Source organism: Blastococcus sp. CT_GayMR20 (assembly GCF_004570345.1).
Genome location: NZ_SPQM01000060.1, coordinates 1 through 17,646, shown reverse-complemented (window position 1 = coordinate 17,646; position 17,646 = coordinate 1). Strand labels below are relative to the sequence as shown.

Sequence of the window (17,646 nt, the reverse complement as noted above, 5' to 3'; positions counted from 1 at the left end):
CGCAGGGGCGCGAAGGGTGGTCTGGCGCCGTCAGGCGGCGACGCGAGGGTCGACGCGCGACAGGTACCGCCCGTCCACGACCGCCCGGCCCGGCTTCTCCACAGCCGTGCGACCGTGGTCGGCCTGGCTGACGAAGCGGTCCAGGACGGCTCGCCGCTCGCCGTTGGACCGGGCGGCGTCGTACGCTCGCGCTGCGCGGATCGACTCCACCACGAGCCCGCGGAGGCCGGAGATCGTGCTGGTGAAGGTCGTGGTCACTCTCATCCCTCTATTTCGACTGGTCGAACTTTTGTTTCTTGTTCAAAAACAGTAACGCGCGACTCGAGCGCACAATGCCGGGAACCGTTGTGATGACAGCCACGCTGTCCGGCCTAGAAGTGACGCACCGCACACCAATACCGCCATGGGTGATGCAGGTCCCATGACGAAGGCGCGGCGGGTGGATCCGCAGCGTGATGAAGCAGTCGGCAGCATGACCAGGACTGCCTCGGGCGCGCAGGCTGGTGCCGGGGACGGCTTCACGGGCTGGACCCGAGGACGAGGCGCATTCGATGAATGGCTGGTCGGCACATTCTTCATAAGGAAGTCTTCTGTGCGTCCACGCCTGATCGGCGGAAAGGGCGAGGGACAAAGTCGGCCCCTGAGAATCGCGTCCGGCAATGCTCGCCATCAGTCCGTGCGGCTCGGAGGCGACCGATGTCGGGGGCCGCACCCGGGTCCTTCCCGCGGCGGCCCGGGTCGGCGGCCTCGCACCGTGCGCCCAGTTCGAGCGGTCGCGAAGTGGCCCGTATACAGTTGCATGCAGGAGGTGGAGGATCGGTGCGAACGGCGCGAGGGCACACGCCGATGTCGTCTCCTCGGGGGCGTGGTGCGCGGCGCCCGCCCACAGGCGAACGGCGACCTCCGTGTGCTGCCGGGAGCAGGGTGGACCCCCCGGAGCGGGGGCGGCCCGAGCACGACGGCCAGCTGACCTGATGTACATCGCGACCCTCAGCTGCGGCACGGTGCTCAGCTACGAGACCTTGAACCTGGTTCCTGCGGGCGGCGAACTCGTTCCCTGTCGCAACCATGGCTACTGCGCGGTCAGCCGACGCGCCAAGAGAGCCACCGGTGGGCGCCGTCTGGGGCCTCGTGCGAAGCGTCGGTCTCAGGAGGAGCTGCTGGAGTGGCTACAGCATCACCCGGTCACCACGGTGCACGCGTTGCGCCGGCAGCGCTTCACGCTCCGCATGATCATGGCGGTCGGCATCGACGCACTCCTCGACCTGGATCTCGCGACCGGCCGAGTGGTGGTGCGGTCACCCGAGCTGCTCGTACGGGCGCCGGGGGAGGTGGAGTGTCAGTCGACGCGGCCTCCGTGACATCGTCGTGTCGGGCGCGTTCCCGGTCGATCGACGGGTGGGCACGCCTGCATCGTCCCCTGCAGAGACCTGTCGGCGATGGTCGTTCCTCCTCGCCGCGATCGGCCGGTGCCGGCAGCATCTCCGGGGGAGACTCCGGTGCCGATCGCCGCTGGGCGATCGTCGCCGGTCGCGGAGGTAGCCCCCGGCGGCCGGCGGGTGTCGACCGCCGCTTCCGCCGCACAACCGATCGCCGCACGCTGCCCGTGGTGTGTCAGCGCGAGAGTCCCCCTGAGGAGTTCCGATGATGACCGTGGTGACGACGACGAAGGTGCGTCCGGGCGGAGAGGAGGAGTGGGATGCGGCGATGCAGGCACGTTTCGAGTCCGCGCACGACCGGCCGGGCTGGGTCTCGGGTCAGCTGCTGATCTCGACCGGCGACGCCCTCAACCGGGTCATCGTCGGGACCTGGCGCAGTCGGCAGGACTGGCAGGCCTGGCACGACGATCCCGCCTTTCTCGAGCAGAGGCAGACGCTCCAGCGCCTCGAGGCAGGGCCCGGCCGAACGGAATGGTTCGACGTCGTCGCGTCGGCGCACGCCGGCGGTTGACAGGGGCTCCCTCGACGAGGCGTCGCGGCAGGCCGTCGGTCAGCCGGCCGGCATCTGGCTGCGGGTGAGCGCGGCTCTCAGTTCCAGACCCTCCGCGGCCAGGTTCGCCGCGCCGCCTTCTTCCCTGTCGATGGCGCACAGGACCGTGTCGACGACAGCCCCGGCCGACCGAAGGGCCGAGCACGAGGCGAGCAGGGCCCCCCCGGTGGTGACCACGTCCTCCACCACGACCAACCGGATCCCGTCCACGGGCGGGCCCTCGGCGACCTTCCTGGTCCCGTACTCCTTGGGTGTCTTGCGCACGAAGACGGTCGGCAGACCGGTGAGCTGAGACATCACCGTCGCCAGCGGGATCCCGCCCATCTCCATCCCCGCGAGGGCGTCGCACTCGGGCAACCGGCCCACCATGGCCTGTGCCACTTCGCGGAGGAGGCTCGGGTCGGACTCGAACAGGTACTTGTCGAAGTACTGAGCACTCTCCCGCCCCGACCGAAGGACGAACCTTCCCTCGAGGTGGCAGGCGTGGAACACCCGTGCGGACAGGGGGGCCGGGTCCGGACTCATCGGGCCGCCCCTCGCGCCGGTCGGACAGCGGGCCGGTGGGCGTAGCAGGTCCTGGAGGAAGTGGCCACGGTGACGGTGGTGACCGCCGACGCGATGGTCGTCATGGAGATCGGTCCTGTCGGGGGAGTGGGCGGCTTCGTCATGGTGGGCGGACCCGGAACCGGGGACCGTCGAGCACGATAGCGATGGTCGACTGCGCGTCCGGCCGGGCTCCCGGTTGGACCCCGTGCTCAGGGGCCGCTTGGGCAGACCCTCCGGACGGCCACCGCCATCGCGCCCCGGGAGCGTGTCGCTGCCCTCCGGGAAGCGGCCGTCCGGGGCCGGCAGCCTGGCCCGGTTCCGGCCGGTTCCGCACCCGACCTGAGGGGGATGAAGCGCCCTCGCCTCGCGAAATGCATCGGGTTGGTCTCGGCTGCTAACCGTTCATTGACCGAGGCGGACACCCTTGTGTATACACGTGTCCACAAAGCGATGGGGCCGTCTCGACGACCCGATCGGACCGTGCCCGGCCTAGCGCGCGACGTCTGTGCGCCCACCTCGACAAGGGACCCACATGCACCGGTTCGGAAAGCGGGACGCCTCGGCGGCCCTCCTCGTCGCCGCACTCCTCGTGGCGGGCTGCGGCGGCGGCGACAGCGGCGGCGGCGATGGTGGCGGCGGCGGCGGTGAGCAGACGCTGAAGGTCGGGCTCTTCCTCCCGGAGGTCGGGCCGTTCGCGGGGAACGCGGACGCACAGGAGCAAGGCTTCCGGCACTACGTCGAGAACGTCAGCGACGGCAGCCTGTCCGGGTACCAGGTCGAGATCATCAATGCTGACACGGCGAACGACCCCGCCGTCGCGCGGGAGAACGTGCAGCGCCTCGTGGAGCGCGACGAGGTGGACGTCGTGGTGGGTGTCATCAGCAGTGCGGTGGCCTACGCCATCGCGCCGTACCTGGAGGAGAGCGGGGTGCCGATGATCTTCACCGCGGCCGCTGCCGACGACCTCACCCAGCGCGATCACGCCCCGAACATGTTCCGGACCAACACGGCCGCTTCCCAGGTCATGCTGCCGCTCGGCACCTACGCCTGCGAGGAGCTGGGGTACAAGACCGCCGCGATGGTGAGCCTGGACTACGCCTTCGGCTACGAGTCGAACGGCGGGTTCGCGAGGGCCTACGAGGACGCCGGCTGCGAGATCGTGCAGGAGGTCTATTCCCCTCTGGGGACGACCGACTGGGGTCCGGTGGTCCAGAGCATCGACAAGAACGTCGACGTGATCGTGCAGACGACCTCCGGGTCCGACGCGGTCAAGTTGCTGCAGGCGTACCGGGACTTCGGGCTGACGGACATCCCGATGCTGGCCAACGGCGCCGGCACCGACCCCTCCACGTTGCCCGAGGAGGCGCAACGGGAACTGGCCATGGGCATCCAGAGCGTCTACTTCTACGCGGAGGGCCTGGACACCCCCGAGAACCAGGAGTTCCAGGAGAGCTTCCAGGAGGCGTACGGGACGACCGCGGGTACCTACGCCGAGGCTGCTTACGTGGCCGCGATGGTCCTGGAGGCGGCGCTCGAGAACGTGGACGAGCTCGACTACGAGAGCCTGGTCGCAGCGATGTCCGAGGTCACTCTGGACGACGCTCCCCGCGGCGCGTTCAAGTTCGACGAGTACGGCCAGGCCGTCTTCCCGGTGTACCTGCGGGAGATGAGTCAGGGGGCGAACGGGGAGCTGCTGAACCAGGTCGTCGGGACGATCGACGAAGAGGTCACCCAGTTCTGGAGCTACGACCCGGACGAGTACCTCGAGAACGAGCCCTACGTGGACCTGAAGGGCACCTGGCCCGACAACTAGTCCCGGACCCAGGTACCGGTCGACCGCCGGACGGAACGAGTGAGGGGGGCGTGGCGGACGTGATCGCGGAGATCCTGCCGCGGGCGCTGAACGGGTTGTCGTTCGGGGCCCTGCTGTTCCTGATCGCAAGCGGGCTGACGTTGACGTTCGGGCTCATGCGGACGCTCAACCTGGCGCACGGAGCCTTCTATCTCTTGGGGGGTTACATCGCGCTGGACCTGCTGCGGCGCACCGACAGCTACTGGGTCGGGCTGGGTGGCGCCCTCTTGTTCGTCGGACTCCTCGGCCTGATCTTCGAGCGACTGCTGCTCCACCGTTTCATCGGTCGGGAACTGCCGCAGATCATCCTGACGATCGGGCTGGCCTTCATCATCTCGGACCTCGTCCTGGGCCACTACGGGGGTGCGCCGGCGACGCCGCCGCGGCCGCCCGGGCTGCAGGGGAGCTTCACGGTGGGCTCGTTCACCTTCCCGTGGTTCCGCCTCGGCCTGATAGTGATCGCGGTCGTCGTGTGGGCCGGCCTGTGGCTCCTCGTCAACCGGACCAGAGCCGGCGCGGTCATCCGCGCGGCGGTCGATGATCAGGAGATGGCGAGGGCGATCGGCATCCGGGTGCCGGTGATCTTCATGGTGATGTTCTCCTTCGGCGCGGCCCTCGCGGCCTTCGCCGGCGTCTGGGGCGGGGCCTTCACGGGGCTGGCTCCGGGGGAGGAGTTCCAGATCCTCATCCTCGCCCTCGTCGTCGTCGTGGTGGGGGGCCTCGGATCGGTCAACGGAGCTCTGCTGGCGGCGGCGCTCGTGGGGCTCGTGGACGAGTTCGGCAGGGCGTTGTTCCCCGAGTTCGCGTTCTTCACGGTGTTCGCGCCGGTCGCACTCCTGCTCGCGCTGCGGCCGCAAGGCCTGTTCGGGAAGGCGGCCACCTGATGGCAGAGCGCACCCTCCGCTACGTCCGCACCCATCCTCTGGCCTTGGTACTGGCGCTGGCCGCCCTGGTCGCGTTGATCGCTGCGCCCTCGTTCCTCCCCACGTACTACGTGTCCGCGGCGACCCGCATCGTGATCATGGGTACGTTCGCGGTGGCCTTCAACCTGGTCTTCGGCCTGGGCGGGATGCCGTCGCTGGGGCACGCGGCATTCTTCGGCACCGGTGGCTACGTGGTGGCGCTCGGCCTCACGCGATGGGAATGGGGCTTCTGGACGGTCATCGGCGTGGTCCTGCTCGGGGGAGTGCTGCTGGGGCTCCTCTTCGGCCTGCTCAGCCAGCGCCTGTCCGGTATCTACCTGCTGCTCATGACCTTGGCGCTGGCGCAGGCTGTGTGGGGACTCGCCTTCCAGATGGTCGACGTCACGGGCGGGGACACCGGCATCAGCGGCGTGTCGAGGGACACCATCCCGTTCCCGGTCGACGACCGGGACACCTTCCACTACTTCGCTCTGGCCGTCTGCCTGGTCATCGTCGCGCTGCTGTGGGGCTTCGCCCGGTCGCCGGTCGGACGGGCGATCGACGGCATGCGCGCCAGCTCGACGCGCATGTCCGCTCTGGGTTACAACATCGGCGCCTACAAGGTGTGCGCCTTCCTCGTCTCCGGCGTCGCGTCGGCGCTGACCGGGGCGCTGTTCGCCTACCAGCAGGGCTTCGTCGGCGTGGAGACCCTGGACTGGACCACGAGCGCGACGGTACTGCTGGCGGCCATCATCGGTGGAGCCCGGCACTTCCTGGGCCCTGCCCTGGGAATGGGCCTCCTCATCGTCGCCGAGACGGTGCTGTCCGACTACACCGACCGCTGGACTGCCGTTCTCGGCCTGCTCTACATCATCACGATCCTCGTGCTTCCGGAGGGCGTCCTCGGGGTGAATCGTCGCTTCCGTCGGCGAAAGCCCGGCGGGGACACGGTGGAGGAGCGCGCGGAGGCCGAACTCTCGACGATGGAGTCAGAAGTGGCGAGGAGCAGCACCCATGGCTGAGCCGGCAGTCTCCGTCCAGGACGTCCGGGTCACGTTCCGGGGCGTCACTGCGCTGGACGGCGTGAACCTCACAGTGCCCGCCGGCCAGCGTCGGGCGCTCATCGGGCCCAACGGAGCCGGGAAGACGACGCTGTTCAACGTCCTCTCCGGCGTCATCCGTCCGGATGCGGGGCGGGTGTCCCTGTTCGGGGAGGACATGAACCGGGCGTCGGTCCAGGCGCGCGCCCAGAAGGGGCTCGGACGGACCTTCCAGATCACCAATCTGCTGTCGGACCTCTCCGTCCGGGACAACGTCATGCTGGCGGTGGCGGCGGTCAAGCCGTCGGCGCGGATCACCTTCTGGCGCTCGCTCGCCACCGTGCCGGGGGTCGCCGACCGGACGGAGGAGCTACTGAGGCGATGGGAGCTCTGGGGAGTCCGCGACCACGTGGTGTCGGAGCTCGCCTACGGCCAGCAGCGCGTCCTCGAGATCGCCATGGCGCTGGCGAGCGACCCGCGGGTGCTGTTGCTGGACGAGCCGACGGCGGGACTGTCCAAGCGCGACGCCGCGATGCTCACCGACGTGGCAGCTGCGCTCCCCGAATCGCTCTCGCTGCTGGTGATCGAGCACGACATGGACGTCGCGTTCACGCTGGGGGACGTCGTCACCGTGCTGGCTGACGGCAAGGTCCTCGCCGAGGGGCCTCCCGACGTCATCCGCGCGTCCCCAGTCGTGATCGAGACCTACCTGGGGGAGCACGACGATGCTGCTTGAGGTCCGTGACGTCGACACGTTCTACGGCGACAGCCAGGTGCTGAACGGCGCAGCGTTCGCCGTGGCCCCCGGCCAGCAGGTAGGCATCCTCGGCCGCAACGGCATGGGAAAGACGACCCTGGTGCACACCATCATGGGGTTCCTGCGCCCGCGGCAGGGGGAGATCCTCTTCGACGGGCACCGGATCTCCGGGTCGGCACCCGAGAAGATCGCGCGGCGTGGCGTCACCCTCGTACCTCAGGGGCGGCGGGTGTTCGGGTCGTTGACCGTGGGGGAGACCCTGCAGATCGCCTACCGCAAGCGCGGAGCCCAGCCGTGGACAGTGAAGGAGGTCTGCGAGCGATTGCCCATCCTGGGGGACCGGTGGAACCAGCAGGCCGGCCTGATGAGCGGGGGCCAGCGGCAGATGCTGGCACTGGGCCGGGCGCTCGTCGGCAACGGCCAGTTGGTCCTGATGGACGAGCCGAGCGAGGGACTGGACCAGCACCACCTCGCAATGGTCGTCGAGACGGTGCACGAGTTGCGTCGCAGAGGGACTGCCGTGGTCGTGGTCGAACAGAAGCTCCGCTTCGTCCTCGACCTCGTCGACAGCGTGCACATCATGGTGCGAGGGCAATTCGTCGAGTCGTTCTCGTCGGCCGACGTCCGTGGGGACCCGGCGCCCGTCCTGCGTGCCCTCGGCTTCACGGGGCGAGACGCCGTGGCCACCATCCGACCGTCCTGATCGCCTCCGTCCTCGCGCGCCCACACGGCGAGGCCGACGATCGTGGGGAGGGGCGCAGCCCGTGCAGTCCCGGCCGTCGCCGATCGGGAGGACGCCTGTCTCCGTCGTGTCCCCGTACGACCGCATCAGGAGGGCGATCATCGACGGGACGTTCCAGCCCGGTGTCCTCCTCACCGAGTCGGCGCTCGGCGCGTGGGTCGGGACGAGTCGGACGCCCGTGCGCGAGGCCCTGGGCCGGCTCGAGCAGGACGGTCTGATCAGCCGCACCGGACGGGGAATCGCGGTCATCGACCGGACGCCCGAAGAGATCCTGGACGTCTACGAAGCGTGGATCGCGCTGGAGGTGACGGCTGCCCGTGTGGCGGCGGTCCGCCACGGATTGCTCGATCGCGGTCGACTGGAACGCCTCACGGAGGCGAGCGAGCGGGTGGACCGCCGGGATGCCCGGGCCATGGTCGACGTCGGCAGCGCGTTCCACCGCGCGGTCTGGCAGGCCAGCTGCAACCGGTCGCTCATCGACCTGCTCGAGCGCCTGCACCCACAGCTGCTCCGCCATGCCGTGACCGCGTCGGCTGCTCCGGCGCGATGGGACGAGGCGCTCGCCGAGCACCGGGCCATGGTGGTCGCGATCACCGATCGCGACCCCGAGCGCGCCGGGGAAGCGACCGAGCGGCACGTCCGCGCGGCCCGCGACGTCCACCTCGCGATGTGGGAACAGGGCAGCACCTGAAGCCGGCGCCCCGGCGCCTGTCCCTCCACCGGGCTCGTCCGAACGGGGGCCCGGAGGCGCTGGACGACTCTCGGCGACGTAGTGCATGCTGACGTATACAGACCGGCCGGAGGACTCATGCAGCTCAGTAGACCCACCACCATCGATGAGGCGCTTCGCCTGCGGGCCGAGCACGGGGAAGACTGCACGGTCATCGCCGGCGGCACCGCGATCATGCTCATGATGCGTGCCGGTCTGCTGCACCCGGAGCACCTGCTGTCCCTCGACCGGGTGCCCGGACTGGACCGCATCGACGTCGAGGGTGACGGGGTGCGCATGGGAGCGCGCGTGCCGCTCCTGGAGCTGGAGCGGTCCACCGAGGCGCGGTCGGTCCTGCCCACCCTGACCAGTGCACTGGCGCTCGTCGCCAACCACAGGGTCCGGCGGCAGGCGACTGTCGGAGGCAACGTGTGCGAGGCGGACTATGCGTCGGATCCGCCGTCGATCCTGGTCACTCTCGGCTGCCGTGTCCGCCTGGTGTCCGTCCGGGGAGAGCGGTGGCTCCCTCTGGAGGACTTCCTGCTGGACTACTACACGAACGCCGCCGAGCCCGACGAGCTCGTCCTCGACGTCGTGGTTCCTCGGCCCTCGCCGACGGCGGGCACCAGTTACATCAAGTACGTGAGCCGGACCAGTGAGGACCGCCCCTGCGTCGGAGTGGCGACGTACGTCGATCGGGACGCGTCGGGGCGCTGCGTCGACCTCCGGGTCGCCGTTGCGGGGGCCACCTCGACTCCGTTCACGTTGCCGGACGTCACGGCGGCCGTCCGGGGCAAGCCGATGGACGGCGCAGCGTGGCGAGAGGTCGGGGAGGCCTACAGGGAGCAGATCCGGCCCATCGACGACATCCGCGGCTCGGCCGCGTACCGCAAGCACGTGACCGGTGAGTTGGTCGTCCGGGCACTGGAGATGGCATCGACAGCGGGGACGAACGGAGCCACGAGGCTGTGAACAACCAAGAGGTCGCCGTCAAGGTCGCCGCGGGGAAGAGCATCGGCCGCAGCCACGACATGTTCGAGGCCCGCGCCCGTGTCGACGGCTCGCTGAACTTCGCGCTGAACGCAGAACTGCCGAACATGACCGTCGCGCGCCTGCTCCGCAGCCAGACACCGCACGCGCGCATCACCTCCATCGACACCAGTCAGGCCGAGGCGATGGAGGGAGTCGTGGCCGTTCTCACCGCCGCGGACTTCGACGGGGAGGGGAGCCCGAACCGTCACTTCGGAGCCGTCATCCGGGACCAGCCGGTGGTCTGCGGCACCAAGGTGCGCTTCGCCGGCGACATCGTGGCCGCCGTGGCGGCCGAGACCGACGACATCGCCGAGGCGGCCCTGCTCGCGATCGAGGTCGAGTACGAGGAGCTGCCGGTCGTCGCTGAACTCGACGACGCGCTGGCCGACGACGCCGCCCTCGTCCACGAGCGGCCACCGGAGCCACGGGAACGCTCCTACGCCGACATCAAGTTGCAGGGCCGTGAGGGCAACATCTGCACCAAGTTCCAACTACGGAAGGGAGATCTCGACGCGGGGTTCGCGATGGCCGACCACATCGTCGAGACCACCTACGAGAGCCCAGCGGTCCAGCACGTCCCGATGGAGCCCCACGTCGTCCTCGCTTCCTTCGAGGGGCGCCGGCTGACGGTGATCAGCAGCACGCAGACGCCCTACGCCGTCCGGGACACCCTCGCCGAGATGTTCGGCCTGCCCACGTGGTCGGTCCGTGTGATCGTGCCGCCGCTGGGCGGCGGCTACGGAGCCAAGACCTATTCGAAGTTCGAGCCGGTCACCGCGGCTCTGGCCTGGAAGGCGCGTCGGCCGGTGAAGCTGGTGCTGTCGCGGGAAGAGGAGTTCGTCGCCGTCACCAAGCACGCGGCACGGATCCGGCTGCGCACGGGCGTCACCGCAGAGGGCAAGCTCGTCGCGCGGGACGTCGAGGTCCACTTCAACGCCGGGGCGTACGCGGACATCAGCCCTCGCCTGATCAAGAACGGCGGGTACAGCTGCGTCGGCCCGTACGACATCCCGCACGTCCGCGTCGACTCCTACGCCGTGTACACCAACCGTCCTCCGGCGGGCGCCTATCGCGGGTACGGGGTGTCCCAGGCGGCCTGGGCCTACGAACGGCAGATGGATGAGATCGCCGATCTGCTGGGGATCGACCCGGTGGAACTGCGGCGGCGCAACCTCCTGCAGGAAGGCTCCCGCTTCGCGACCGGTGAGGTGATGCACGAGGCGCGGTGGACGGAGTTGCTGGAGCGGAGCGCCGCCGCCGTCGGATGGCCCGCCGACCGGCGCGTGCAGGTCAGCGACACGCGGGTCAGGGGCAAGGGCATCGCGGTCATCCTCAAGTCGACGATCACGCCGTCCACCTCCAATGCGGTCGTCCGCCTCGACGCGGACGGCAGCCTGCAGGTGCTGACGTCCTCGGTCGAGATGGGTCAGGGCGCGCACACGGTCCTGGCTCAGATCGCAGCCGAGCCGCTGGGCATCCCCGTCACCTCCGTCCACGTGACCGCACCCGACACCCAGTACACGCCCTACGACCAGACCACGAGTTCCAGCCGCACCACGCGGGCCATGGGGGGTGCGGTCACGCACGCGGTCTCCGCAGTGCGCGACCGGCTGCTGGCGCTCGCCGGCGACCTGCTCGAGGTGGCAGCCGACGACCTGGTGCTGGAGGACGGCGACGTCGTGCTGCGTGGCGCGCCGGCCACCCGGGTGTCGATCCAGGACGTGCTCTACCGGACACGTACCGGCAGCATCAGCGGCGACGGCGAGATCAAGACCGTCGGAGGCCTCGACGCGGAGACCGGCCAGGGCATCGCCAGCGACCACTGGCACCAGGGGGCGGCCGGTGCCGAGGTGGAGGTCGACCTGGGGACAGGGAAGGTCTACGTCAAGCACCTGCACGCGATCGCGTACGCGGGACGCGTGGTGAACCCCAAGATGGCCCGGCTCCAGATGCACGGCAGCATGTTCTTCGGGATGGGTCACGCCCTCTACGAGGAGCTGGTCTTCGAGGACGGCATCCTCACCAACCCGAATCTCTCCGACTACTCCCTTCTGGCGATGGGAGACGTGCCGGAGGTCCTGGAGGTGGAGTTCCTCGAGGACGAGCACGAGACGACGATCCACGGGCTGGGGGAGACCGTCCTGCCGCCGGTGATCGCTGCCATCGGCAATGCCGTGAGCGCGGCGATCGGCGCCCGCGTGACCCGCTTGCCCATCACGCCCGAACGCGTCCTGGAGGCCATGAACGCATGAGCGAGACCTACGACGACGAGCAGCAGGCTTTCGACTGCACGGTCAACGGCACCCCGACCCGGCTGGTCGGGGACCCGGCGGCGCCGGCCAGCATCGCACTGCGCGCGCGGGGCCTGTTCAGCGTGCGCGAGACGTGTGGTCTGGGTGTCTGCGGGACGTGCACCGTGCTTCTCGACGACGAGCCGGTCAGCACGTGCATCACTCCGCTGTTCGCCCTCGAAGGGCGCAGCGTCCGCACCGCCGAGGGGCTGGAGGACGGGGGGCGGCTGAGCGAGCTGCAGCAGCAGTTCGTCGAGTCCCAGGCCTTCCAGTGCTCCTTCTGCACGCCGGGGTTCCTGCTCAGCGGTACGGCACTGCTCAGCCGTACGGAGGGCGAACTCGACGACGACGCGATCGAGGAGGGACTGCAGGGTCACCTGTGCCGGTGCGGCTGCTACGACTCGATCAAGCACGCGGTGCGCACGTGCGCGGCCCGGCGGCTCCAGGACACCGGCCGTATCCGGTGAGCGATCGGCCCGAGGAGCCGGCGCGCGGGAACCCCTGCCCGGCCAGGACGGGGGCGGCGTGACCGGCTTCCCGCACGAGCGTCCCTTCGCCCCGGTGCACGACCGCCTGCCGTACTCGCCCATCGTGGATCGCAGGCCCATCGAGTGGCCGCAGGGCGCGAACGTGGCCGTCTGGATCGTGCCCAACGTCGAGCACTACGAGTACCTGCCACCGCCGGGTCCGGTCGACCCCTATCCGCGGACGCCGCACCCCGACGTGCGGAAGTTCGCCTATCACGACTACGGGAACCGGGTCGGGTTCTGGCGGATGCTGGACGTGCTCGACCGGCACGAGATCCCGTGCACGGTCTCGCTGAACGTCGCCGTCCTCGACCACTACCCGGAGATCGCTCGGGCGATGGCCGAGCGCCCATGGGACTTCATGAGTCATGGCCTGTACAACACCCGCTACCTGACGGGGATGGACGCGTCGGAGGAGCGCGCGTTCCTGGATTCGTGTGACACCGTCCTGCGCCGGCACACCGGCCGGCCCTTCGCGGGGATGCTGGGGCCCAACATCACCGCCACGGCACAGACCCCCGACCTCATGGCCGAGAGGGGGATGCGCTACTACGCCGACTGCGTGCACGACGAGCGCCCCACGCCGTTCCTCACCTCCGGAGGGAACCGCCTGGTCGCGCTGCCCTACAGCTACGAGCTGAACGACGCCCCACTGCTCATGAGGTCGGCCGTCGAGGGCGAGACCTACGTGGAGCTCTGCCGGAGCCAGCTGGAGCGGCTCGTGGCGGAGGACGGGGGCGGCCGGCTGATGTGCCTGCCCCTCCATCCGTTCGCGATCGGCCAACCGCACCGGATCAGCTACCTCGACCGGCTGCTGGACATCCTCCGGAGCCGGGACGACGTCTGGATCGCCACCGCCTCCGACATCGTCGCCCACTACCTCGAGCACGGCTACGACGACGACCTGGCCATGGCGGGGACGGTGCGCGGTGGCTGACGGCCGGGCGAGTGCCACGACGATGAACGTCACCTCGCCGGACGGCCTGACGCCGGCCGGTCCGGGCTACGACCACGGCTGGTTCCCCTGGAGTCCCTGGCCCGCCAGGGCGCCGTTGAGCCTCCCCGGCGGGGCTCGGCTGGCCGTCAGCGTCGTCCTCGACCTGGGTGCGGTGGAGTGGGAGCGGGCGGCTCCTGTCGTCCCGCCACCCGGCGGCCGGGGGATCGCGCCCTATCCGGACATGCCGCGCCTGTCGCACCGGGAGTTCGGTCACCGCGTGGGGGTGTTCCGGCTGGTGCGCATGGCCCAGGATCTCGGCATCCCGTTGGCAGCCGCCCTCGATGTGCTGACCGTCGAGCACTACGGCCGACTCGTGGACCACCTGGTACCGGTGATCGACGAGTTCCTGGCGGGTGGGCTGAGCGCCAGTCGTCCGATCACCAGCGAGATGTCCGAGGAGGAGGAACGCCACTACGTGACGACGTCGCTGGAGCGTCTCCGGGCCGGCCTGCCAACGGGCACCGTGGGGTGGCTCGGTCCCGCACGCGGCGAATCGGCCCGCACGCCTGCCCTGCTGGCCGAGGCCGGTCTGCGGTACGTGGCCGACTGGTGCAACGACGACCGGCCGTACCGGATGACGGGCGCCGGGGACCTGTGGTCCTTCCCTCTCTCGTGGGAGCTCAGCGACCTCGCGGCGGAGTTCGACCGACAGGTCACCCCGTGGACGTACGCGGCGAGCATCGGTGATGCAGTGGACGTCCTGGTCGAGGAGGGGACCCGCTCCGGGCGGGTGCTGGGCCTGCACCTGCATCCGTGGTTGTCCGGCCAGGCGTTCCGTGCCTCGTCGCTGGAGGACGTGCTGCGTCGGATGCGCGCCGACGAGCGCATCTGGTTCGCGACCCCCGGCGAGATCGTCGAGTGGTGTGCGAAGGCGGACTGATGGGTGGGCTGGAGCGACCGGAGGTGTACTGGGAGGTGAGTCCGTGGACAGAGCGCGCGTAGCCCTGATCTCGACGGGCGGGACCATCGACTCGGTGGGCACGTCCGGTCTCGACCTCGCCTGGTACACCGAGACGCGCAAGCGGCTGCCCGACGGTGAGTTGGTGGCCTCGCTGGGAGAGCTCCGCGAGGTGGCCGACCTGCACCCCGTGCCCTTCCCCCGCGTGCCGAGCTACGCCCTCACGGCCGGCGACTGGCTGACGTTGGCGCGGACGGTCACCGGGCTGGTCTCGGGCGACGACTGCGACGGCGTGGTCATCACCCATGGCACGAACACCATCGAGGAGACCGCCTACTTCCTGCAGCTGGTGCTGCCGGTCGGCAAGCCGGTCGTCCTCGTCGGGGCCATGCGGCCCTCCTCGGGCCTGGGGGCGGACGGCCCACTGAACCTCGTGCGAGCCGTGCAGGTGGCGGCGTCCCCGGACGCCCGGGGGCACGGTGTGCTGGTGGTCATGAACGACACGATCTACTCCGCGAGGGACGTGACGAAGACGGCCACGTTCCGCGTCGAGACGTTCCGGGCCCCGGACACCGGGCCGCTCGGCTACGCCGACGCCGACGGCCGGATCGAGTTCTACCACCGCAGCGGGCGGCTCCCGTCCCCGTCGCCGGCCTTCGACGTCGGTTCCCTCGACTCGCTCCCGCGCGTCGACGTCGTGGTGTCCTACGTCGGCGCCGATGGCGCTCTGATCGAGGCCGCCGTGGCGGCGGGCGCCCGCGGCATCGTGAGCGCGGGGACCGGGGCGGGACGCACGACCCCGGCCGAGGAGGCCGCCCTCGACCGGGCGGTCGCGGGGGGTGTCGTCGTGTGCCAGGCGACCCGTGTCGGGTCGGGACGGGTGTCGCGGTCGCCCGGCATGTGCCGGCGGGGCCTGGTCGTCGCGGACAACCTCGTGCCCTGGAAGGCGCGGGTCCTCCTGTCGCTCGCGCTGACCCGGACCGCCGATGCGTCGGAGGTCCAGGACCTGTTCGACCGGCTCTAGCCCTGCCACCGATGCACCCGGCCGCGGACCTCGCGGCCCCGCCACGGAGATCCCGATGCCACGAAGGAGAGCTTGATGACCAACACGGTGCTGAGCCTCCTCGACCTGCCCTCCGCCCGGACCTTCTACGAGGCCGGGTTCTGGCAGGCCGACACGATCTACTCGCTCGCCCGTCGTTCCGCCGAGGCGACACCGGAGAAGACCGCCGTGCGGGAGAGCCGGCGCACCGTCACCTACCGCGAGCTGGTGGACGCCGCAGATCGGCTCGCTGCTGCCCTGCGCGCCCGGGGTCTGCGCCGGGGCATGCGGGTCGCCGCGTGGTTGTCCAGCCGCGTCGAGACCGCGGTCGTGGTCCTCGCGTGCTCACGCAACGGCTACGTGTGCTGTCCGTCGCTGCACCGGGACCACACGGTGGGCGAGATCGTGGCGCTCCTCCGGCGCATGGACGCGGCGGCGCTCGTCGCCGAGCGTGGGTACGGGGCCGATGCCGACCGTGCTGACCTGTTCGGGCAGGCGGCGGACGTGGAGTCGCTGCGGCTGGTCGTGCCGCTGGAACCCCGGGACGGCTCGCAGGCAGTGGACGGGCGGTTGTTCCCGGACCTCCCGGCCGCCGACCCCGGCGAGGCGCGCGACGATCCCGACAGCGTCGTCTACCTGGCCTTCACGTCGGGGACGACCGGCGAACCCAAAGGCGTGATGCACTCGGACAACACGCTGCTCGCACCGGTCCGCGCCCTCGCCGCGGACTGGTCCCTGGACGGCGACGCCACCGTCTACTCGTTGTCGCCGCTGAGCCACAACCTGGGGTTCGGCGCGATGATCCTCGCCCTGACCCGCGGTGCGGAGCTCGTGGTGCACGACCTCCCGCGAGGTGCCAGCCTGGCCGCCCGGCTCGCCGAGACCGGCGCGACCTTCCTGTTCGGCGTCCCGACGCACGCGATGGACCTCCTGGCGGAGCTGCGGCTCCCCGGCACGGCGGCCCTCCACCGGCTCCGGGGCTTCCGCATCTCGGGAGCGGCGGTACCTCCCGTCGTAGCGCAGGAACTGATCGACCACGGCATCGTCCCGCAGAGCGGTTACGGGATGACGGAGGCCGGTTCGCACCACTACACGCGGCCGGACGACGATCCCGACCTCATCGTCGGTACCTCCGGGAGGGCCTGCGCGGGCTACGAGGTGCGCATCTTCTCGAAGGAGGACCCGGACGTCGAACTGCCGGCGGGTGAGGTCGGCCAGGTGGGGGGGCGCGGCGCGTCGCTCATGCTCGGCTACTTCGGTGACCAGCTCGTCACGGAGTCCTCGTTCAACGCGGCCGGGTGGTTCATGACCGGTGACCTCGGCTGGATGGATGCGCAGGGGTACCTGCGCATCACCGGGCGCAAGAAGGACCTCATCATCCGGGGTGGCCACAACATCTATCCGAGCAGGATCGAGAACCTGGCCCTCCGCCACGGCGACGTCGCCCAGGCGGCGGTGATCCCCGTGCCCGACGAACGCCTCGGCGAGAAGGTCTGCCTGGTGGTCACCGCCGCCGACGGCCGCGACGTCGACCCGCAGGAGCTGCTCGCCCACCTCGATGCCGTCGGCCTGTCCAAGTACGACATGCCGGAGTACTTCGCGCAGGTGCCCGCCATGCCGCTGATGCCCTCCGGCAAGGTGCTCAAGCGCCGGCTGCAGGAGATGGTCGCGGACGGCACCCTCGCGCCCGCCGCGGTCAGGTTCAGGGCCCCGGCATGAGCTCCGGTGAGACGCCAGACCCGCTGGACCGCTTGCGGGGGGAGATCGCGCGGTGTCCCTACCACGACTTCCTCCGGGTGGAGGCGGTCGAGGCCGACGCCGAGACCGGCGTCGTCGTCGTGCGACTGCCCAACCGACCCGAGTTCCGGCTGGCTCCCGACAGCGACGCCTTCCACGGCGGCATCCTCGCCGCGCTCGTCGATGTGACGGGCCACGCCGCAGTCGCCTGCGCGATCGGTCGCGTTGCGCCCACGGTGGACCTCCGGATCGACTTCCTCGCCATGGCGCGGGGGGAGGCGCTGACCGCCACGGGACGGCCGCTCAAGGTCGGGCGGTCGATCGCGCGGGCCGACGTCGAGGTCCGCAACGCGGAGGGCGCGCTCGTCGCCGCCGGACGCGGCACGTTCAGCACCCGATGAGCACAGGAGAGGACACGACAATGCGCGCAGTACTCGTCCACGAGTTCGGCTCGTTGGAGCGCACCGGGATACAGGAGACCGCGGACCCCGTCCCGGCGCCGGGCGAGGTCCTCGTCGAGATCCATGCCGCGCCGGTCAACTTCGTCGACCTGGTCACCTTCCGCGGCGAGTACCAGTTCCGGCC

Annotated in this window: 18 protein-coding genes; 16 read left to right on the top strand and 2 right to left on the bottom strand. The window is 70.3% G+C overall.

What is annotated here, in order from left to right:
• Positions 1 to 30: 30 nt before the first annotated feature.
• Positions 31 to 258: a hypothetical protein gene (locus tag E4P40_RS14770; RefSeq protein WP_135159307.1), complete on the bottom strand. Its 228-nt coding sequence runs from the start codon at positions 256 to 258 to the stop codon at positions 31 to 33.
• A 716-nt stretch (positions 259 to 974) separates the two neighbouring features.
• Between E4P40_RS14770 and E4P40_RS14765 the strand changes: the two genes are divergently transcribed.
• Both E4P40_RS14765 and E4P40_RS14760 read left to right on the top strand, forming a co-directional pair.
• Positions 975 to 1,361, top strand: coding sequence for a hypothetical protein (locus tag E4P40_RS14765; protein ID WP_135159306.1), 387 nt, complete (start codon positions 975 to 977; stop codon positions 1,359 to 1,361).
• A 283-nt stretch (positions 1,362 to 1,644) separates the two neighbouring features.
• Positions 1,645 to 1,950 carry an antibiotic biosynthesis monooxygenase family protein gene (locus E4P40_RS14760; protein WP_135159305.1) on the top strand — a complete coding sequence of 102 codons (306 nt, stop codon included), beginning with the start codon at positions 1,645 to 1,647 and terminating at the stop codon, positions 1,948 to 1,950.
• A 39-nt stretch (positions 1,951 to 1,989) separates the two neighbouring features.
• Here the strand turns inward: E4P40_RS14760 and pyrE are convergent, their stop codons facing one another.
• Positions 1,990 to 2,514, bottom strand: coding sequence for an orotate phosphoribosyltransferase (gene pyrE / locus E4P40_RS14755; RefSeq protein WP_135159304.1), 525 nt, complete (start codon positions 2,512 to 2,514; stop codon positions 1,990 to 1,992).
• A gap of 553 nt (positions 2,515 to 3,067) precedes the next feature.
• Here pyrE and E4P40_RS14750 point away from each other — a divergent pair.
• The 14 genes from E4P40_RS14750 (at position 3,068) to E4P40_RS14690 (ending at position 17,462) form a co-directional block, all read left to right on the top strand.
• Positions 3,068 to 4,348 carry an ABC transporter substrate-binding protein gene (locus tag E4P40_RS14750; RefSeq protein WP_135159303.1) on the top strand — a complete coding sequence of 427 codons (1,281 nt, stop codon included), beginning with the start codon at positions 3,068 to 3,070 and terminating at the stop codon, positions 4,346 to 4,348.
• Between the two features lie 50 nt (positions 4,349 to 4,398).
• Positions 4,399 to 5,271, top strand: a complete 873-nt coding sequence (locus E4P40_RS14745) for a branched-chain amino acid ABC transporter permease (RefSeq protein WP_167762242.1) — start codon at positions 4,399 to 4,401, stop codon at positions 5,269 to 5,271.
• A complete protein-coding gene (locus E4P40_RS14740; protein ID WP_135159301.1) occupies positions 5,271 to 6,311 on the top strand; it encodes a branched-chain amino acid ABC transporter permease in 1,041 nt (346 codons plus the stop codon). The genes E4P40_RS14745 and E4P40_RS14740 overlap by 1 nt, the downstream gene beginning before the upstream one ends.
• Positions 6,304 to 7,065, top strand: a complete 762-nt coding sequence (locus E4P40_RS14735) for an ABC transporter ATP-binding protein (RefSeq protein ID WP_135159318.1) — start codon at positions 6,304 to 6,306, stop codon at positions 7,063 to 7,065. Before E4P40_RS14740 ends, E4P40_RS14735 begins: the two co-directional genes overlap by 8 nt.
• Positions 7,055 to 7,789 (top strand): ABC transporter ATP-binding protein, encoded by a 735-nt coding sequence (locus tag E4P40_RS14730; protein ID WP_135159300.1) that lies wholly within the window; start codon positions 7,055 to 7,057, stop codon positions 7,787 to 7,789. Before E4P40_RS14735 ends, E4P40_RS14730 begins: the two co-directional genes overlap by 11 nt.
• Before the next feature lie 106 nt (positions 7,790 to 7,895).
• Positions 7,896 to 8,519 carry a GntR family transcriptional regulator gene (locus E4P40_RS14725; protein ID WP_135159299.1) on the top strand — a complete coding sequence of 208 codons (624 nt, stop codon included), beginning with the start codon at positions 7,896 to 7,898 and terminating at the stop codon, positions 8,517 to 8,519.
• Between the two features lie 117 nt (positions 8,520 to 8,636).
• Entirely contained in the window at positions 8,637 to 9,509 is an 873-nt protein-coding gene (locus E4P40_RS14720; RefSeq protein WP_135159298.1) for an FAD binding domain-containing protein, read from the top strand.
• Positions 9,506 to 11,821 (top strand): xanthine dehydrogenase family protein molybdopterin-binding subunit, encoded by a 2,316-nt coding sequence (locus E4P40_RS14715; protein WP_209305338.1) that lies wholly within the window; start codon positions 9,506 to 9,508, stop codon positions 11,819 to 11,821. Before E4P40_RS14720 ends, E4P40_RS14715 begins: the two co-directional genes overlap by 4 nt.
• A complete protein-coding gene (locus E4P40_RS14710; protein ID WP_135159297.1) occupies positions 11,818 to 12,327 on the top strand; it encodes a 2Fe-2S iron-sulfur cluster-binding protein in 510 nt (169 codons plus the stop codon). The genes E4P40_RS14715 and E4P40_RS14710 overlap by 4 nt, the downstream gene beginning before the upstream one ends.
• Before the next feature lie 58 nt (positions 12,328 to 12,385).
• A complete protein-coding gene (locus tag E4P40_RS14705; RefSeq protein ID WP_135159296.1) occupies positions 12,386 to 13,324 on the top strand; it encodes a polysaccharide deacetylase family protein in 939 nt (312 codons plus the stop codon).
• The gene (locus E4P40_RS28570; protein ID WP_209305337.1) at positions 13,317 to 14,264 is read left to right on the top strand and encodes a hypothetical protein; all 948 of its coding nucleotides are present in this window, start codon (positions 13,317 to 13,319) and stop codon (positions 14,262 to 14,264) included. Before E4P40_RS14705 ends, E4P40_RS28570 begins: the two co-directional genes overlap by 8 nt.
• Positions 14,265 to 14,307: 43 nt before the next feature.
• Positions 14,308 to 15,306, top strand: coding sequence for an asparaginase (locus E4P40_RS14700; protein ID WP_209305336.1), 999 nt, complete (start codon positions 14,308 to 14,310; stop codon positions 15,304 to 15,306).
• A gap of 75 nt (positions 15,307 to 15,381) precedes the next feature.
• Complete coding sequence (locus E4P40_RS14695; protein WP_135159294.1) at positions 15,382 to 17,043, top strand: class I adenylate-forming enzyme family protein; 1,662 nt, start codon at positions 15,382 to 15,384, stop codon at positions 17,041 to 17,043.
• Positions 17,040 to 17,462 carry a PaaI family thioesterase gene (locus E4P40_RS14690; protein ID WP_135159293.1) on the top strand — a complete coding sequence of 141 codons (423 nt, stop codon included), beginning with the start codon at positions 17,040 to 17,042 and terminating at the stop codon, positions 17,460 to 17,462. The genes E4P40_RS14695 and E4P40_RS14690 overlap by 4 nt, the downstream gene beginning before the upstream one ends.
• The last annotated feature ends 184 nt before the right edge of the window (positions 17,463 to 17,646 follow it).